Origin of the sequence: Pseudanabaena sp. 'Roaring Creek', assembly GCF_001402795.1 — a bacterium.
Classification (GTDB): Bacteria; Cyanobacteriota; Cyanobacteriia; order Pseudanabaenales; family Pseudanabaenaceae; genus Pseudanabaena.
In genome coordinates this window covers 1-3,786 of the sequence record NZ_LIRE01000429.1, presented here as the reverse complement: position 1 = coordinate 3,786, position 3,786 = coordinate 1, and the positions used below count along the sequence as shown (strand labels likewise).

The window sequence follows — 3,786 nt, the reverse complement described above, 5'->3', positions numbered from 1 at the left end:
TCGTGTTGCCGCGCTCTGCGCGGCAACACGACCTTGGGTTTTATGTCCTGATACAGTTGGCGGTAGCTATATTTTACGAAAAAAAACTTGGAGCGCTTCGCAATTTTCCAAAGGAGAATGGTAGCGCGAAGCGCCACCATTCTCCTCTGGAGATTTATTAATAATGTAGAGGTAGAGCGGCAAGGGGCAATAGAGAAAACCCAATCCAAAATAGCGATCGCCAAGAAAATTGTGGTAATGGTTCGGGCTCGGCTAATAAAAAGTCAATTCGTTCTTCGAGGCGATCGCTGGTATTGGTCGAACCAAAGGCAGCCGAAAAGGTTTGGGTCGGCATAGTATTGCCACTAACCATTGTTAATAAGGACTCCGCTAGCAATAGCCCATCGGCGTACTGAGCTGCCCAGCGATCGGCGCGCAGTTCTCGTAATAGTAGCAACTCTTCCCATAGGGTTTGGGTATTGGGCAACCAAGGCATCACTTGCCGCAGACAGCCGAGCCAGAAAAACCAAAAGGTATCGCGGTAATGAGCATGGGCGCGTTCGTGGCATAAAACAGCTTCTAGGTGTTCGCGATCGAGGGTATCAAGCAATCCTTGACTGACAAAAAGATGCGATCGCCAAAAGCCGATTTGAGCCGCAAAGAGTATGGGCATATTGAGCAATCTCAAGGGTTCATCGATCGAGTTCACTTTTTTTAATTCGACCACCAGATTTTGCAATTTCTGTAATGACTGCCAACCATTGAAGGCAAGTTGTAGCGATCGCCCTATACAGTAAATCAGAAATACCAAGGCGATGCCATAGCTAAATCTTCCTGTGGGCAAGCCGATCATTTGCCCTTCAAATCCCATGCATAGCACGGCGATCGCTGTCATCACTACGAGCATCGGTGGGAGGACAAAGCACACTAAAGCTTTTTGCCATCGTTCTTGCCAACGTCCTTGCCAACTAAAGTGCGCGTCACCACTATGTCCCCAGCTGTAGCGCAAGCCCCAAGCGAGGAATAACGACCCCAAGATCATTACCGAATGTACAGAGAAAAAGGGCATGGGCTTATCCTTCCTGTGGTTGTTCTCGCGATTGACGGATGGTTTTGAGGCGGGCGGCGATCGCTTCTAATTTATCGACGCTAGCTCGATCGAGGTCGTTGGCAAAGGCTGCCACAATATCGGCATCACCCACTTCTAAAAAACGGTTGAGTTGATGATAAACCTTTAAAGTCTGTGCTTCTTCACGGGTGATCCGCGCTTGCCAATAGAGCGCTCGTCCTTCTTTTTCACAGTGAATCCAGCCCTTTTGCTCCAATCGCCGCAATACAGTCATCACCGAACCATAGGCTAGCTCGCGATCGGGATCGGACAAAATGCGATCGTGGATATCCGTCGCTCCTAATCGCCTGCTATCCCAAATAATATTCAGTATCTCTGACTCTAAAGGCCCTAGGGATAACTGTTTTGGTCGGTGTTGGGGTAAGGGGGTCATAACTCAATCAGCATGATTTGTTATCACTATAGCTCTTTCTAAGTAGCTGGGCATAAAAAATAGAGCTTAAACCTTTAGCGCACGCGCAGCGTGCGCTAAAGGTTTAAGGATTTGATATTTAATTGCGCCCAGTTATACCAATTCCCAAAAGTGTGGCTACACTTTTGGGAATTAAAAACCAAACCCAGTAAGGGTTTTAAAATCACAAAATGGCTACGCCATTTTGTGATTTGGTATTACTTACAGATCTTTGTTGTTGTCGCAATCCTAAATAACGTGAGTTCGGGATAATTTGAAACGGGCTTTGAGAGAAGGTTTGCGTAGCAAACCCTCTCTCAAAGCTCAAAAGTAAAAGCCTTGCGTAGCAAGGCTTTTACTTTTGAGCTTTGAAGATTTGTCAGCTTAACTCGAACTGACGTTAAATAAATTGTTGAGTTATGACTAAAGTACCATCCGCAGGATGTGCAACGTAATTGCTGTCATGCATCCTCAAAATAGAAAAATAGAGGTCTTTTTCTGTTCCCAGTAAATTTAGATAGGCGCAATTAAATATAAAACCCAAGAGCTGTAGCGTGCGCTACAGCTCTCGACTCTGGTTTCTAATTATGCCCAGCTACTTAAAAGCGCCAAACTAAGTAGTTCAGCATAAATAATTAAAAATCAAGACCAGAGAGCGTACCGCCCGCGTAGCGGGCGGTACGCTCTTAGCTACATCCCAATTAAAAGCCCAATTAAAATTTTAAGGACAATAGCCTATGCTCTCGATCAATGCGATCGCCCAAGGTCTACCGCGAAGTATGACCTTGCTTGCCACCGCCGAGGCAGAGAATGCTCCCATAATTTTGTCGGGAGTATTACTGACCCTTGTGATTATTTATTTTGCCAGTAAGGTGGGCAGTGAAATTGCCAAACGCTTGGATTTACCGCCTGTTTTGGGGGAATTGGTGGCTGGGGTGCTTGTGGGCGTGTCGGCTTTACGGTTAGTGATTTTTCCCGAAGGTGGGCTTACGGCGGCAGACTCGCTGGTGATGTCCGCACTACAGGCGCTTAACCCACTCACTCCCGCAGCCATCGATCGCATCTTCATATCTCAAAGTGAAGTGATTTCCGTTCTCGCGGAGCTAGGAGTAATTATTCTGCTATTTGAGATCGGTTTAGAGTCGGATTTGCGGCAACTCAAAGAAGTCGGGGTACAGGCGATCGTCGTTGCCTTTGTTGGTGTCGCAGTTCCCTTTGCCGCAGGAACAGCAGGGTTAATGTATCTTTTTCATGTGGCGGCGATTCCTGCTATTTTTGCTGGTGCGGCGCTTACTGCTACGAGTATCGGGATCACTTCTAAGGTGTTGGCAGAAATAGGGCAACTAAAATCTAAGGAAGGACAAATTATCGTCGGAGCCGCAGTCATTGATGACGTTCTTGGCATCATTGTTTTGGCTGTAGTCGCCAGTTTAGCGAAGACAGGGGAGGTGGATATTCAGAAAGTGTCGATCCTGTTAGTTAGTGCGATCGCTTTTCTATTTGGTTCGGTTCTTTTAGGGGGATTTTTTAATAAGACCTTTATTACACTCGTAAACAAGCTCAAAACAAGGGGAAATATTGTAATTCCTGCCTTTACCTTTGCCTATCTCATGGCATTTCTCGGTAATGCCATTCACTTAGAGGCAATCTTAGGAGCCTTTGCCGCAGGGCTGGTATTAGATGAAACGGACGCTCGCAATGAATTAGATGAATTGATCAAACCTGTAGCGGACTTATTAGTACCTATTTTCTTTGTAACTGTAGGGGCTAAAGCCGATCTCAGCGTTCTCAATCCCATGATTCCCGAAAATCGCAGCGGTTTACTTATTGCCATTTTTCTATTGTTGGTGGCGATCGCTGGCAAGGTCGTCACAGGCTGGGTCGTATTTGGACAGGAGAATATTAATCGATTGGCGATCGGGATTGGGATGGTTCCCCGTGGAGAAGTGGGACTAGTATTTGCAGGAATTGGTACGGCTAGTGGTGCAATTAATAAACCCTTGGAAGTAGCCATCATCATTATGGTGATTCTGACTACGTTCCTCGCACCGCCATTTTTGCGGATTGCCTTTGGTAAAACCGCCCAAAATAATGCCGAACGATAGCAGTCTTGTAAACAGGCTTGTATAGCTGTCGCCAAGTGTACTAGGTCATAAAACCCAAGAATTAATTGGCGGCGCTTCGCGCCGCCAATTAATTCTTGGGTTTTGATTTGTCCTATTTCAGGTGACTGTAGCTATAAAACAGTGTTGCCGCGCTCTGCGCGGCAACACTGTTTTACTTGACC

Annotated in this window: 3 protein-coding genes; 1 reads left to right on the top strand and 2 read right to left on the bottom strand. The window is 46.3% G+C overall.

The annotated features are described in order from the left end of the window. Positions 1–157 precede the first annotated feature (157 nt). Both AC805_RS14135 and AC805_RS14130 read right to left on the bottom strand, forming a co-directional pair. On the bottom strand, positions 158–1,048 hold the full coding sequence (locus AC805_RS14135; RefSeq protein ID WP_055076012.1) for a M56 family metallopeptidase: 891 nt from the start codon (positions 1,046–1,048) through the stop codon (positions 158–160). A gap of 4 nt (positions 1,049–1,052) precedes the next feature. Beyond that, positions 1,053–1,481, bottom strand: coding sequence for a BlaI/MecI/CopY family transcriptional regulator (locus tag AC805_RS14130; protein ID WP_055076011.1), 429 nt, complete (start codon positions 1,479–1,481; stop codon positions 1,053–1,055). A gap of 755 nt (positions 1,482–2,236) precedes the next feature. Between AC805_RS14130 and AC805_RS14125 the strand changes: the two genes are divergently transcribed. Beyond that, positions 2,237–3,604 (top strand): cation:proton antiporter, encoded by a 1,368-nt coding sequence (locus AC805_RS14125; protein WP_055076010.1) that lies wholly within the window; start codon positions 2,237–2,239, stop codon positions 3,602–3,604. Positions 3,605–3,786 lie beyond the last annotated feature (182 nt).

Bases quoted from the DNA above. Each gene is read 5' to 3' on its own strand.
- AC805_RS14135 (WP_055076012.1), bottom strand. From the start codon at position 1,048: ATGCCCTTTTTCTCTGTACATTCGGTAATGATCTTGGGGTCGTTATTC.
- AC805_RS14130 (WP_055076011.1), bottom strand. From the start codon at position 1,481: ATGACCCCCTTACCCCAACACCGACCAAAACAGTTATCCCTAGGGCCT.
- AC805_RS14125 (WP_055076010.1), top strand. From the start codon at position 2,237: ATGCTCTCGATCAATGCGATCGCCCAAGGTCTACCGCGAAGTATGACC.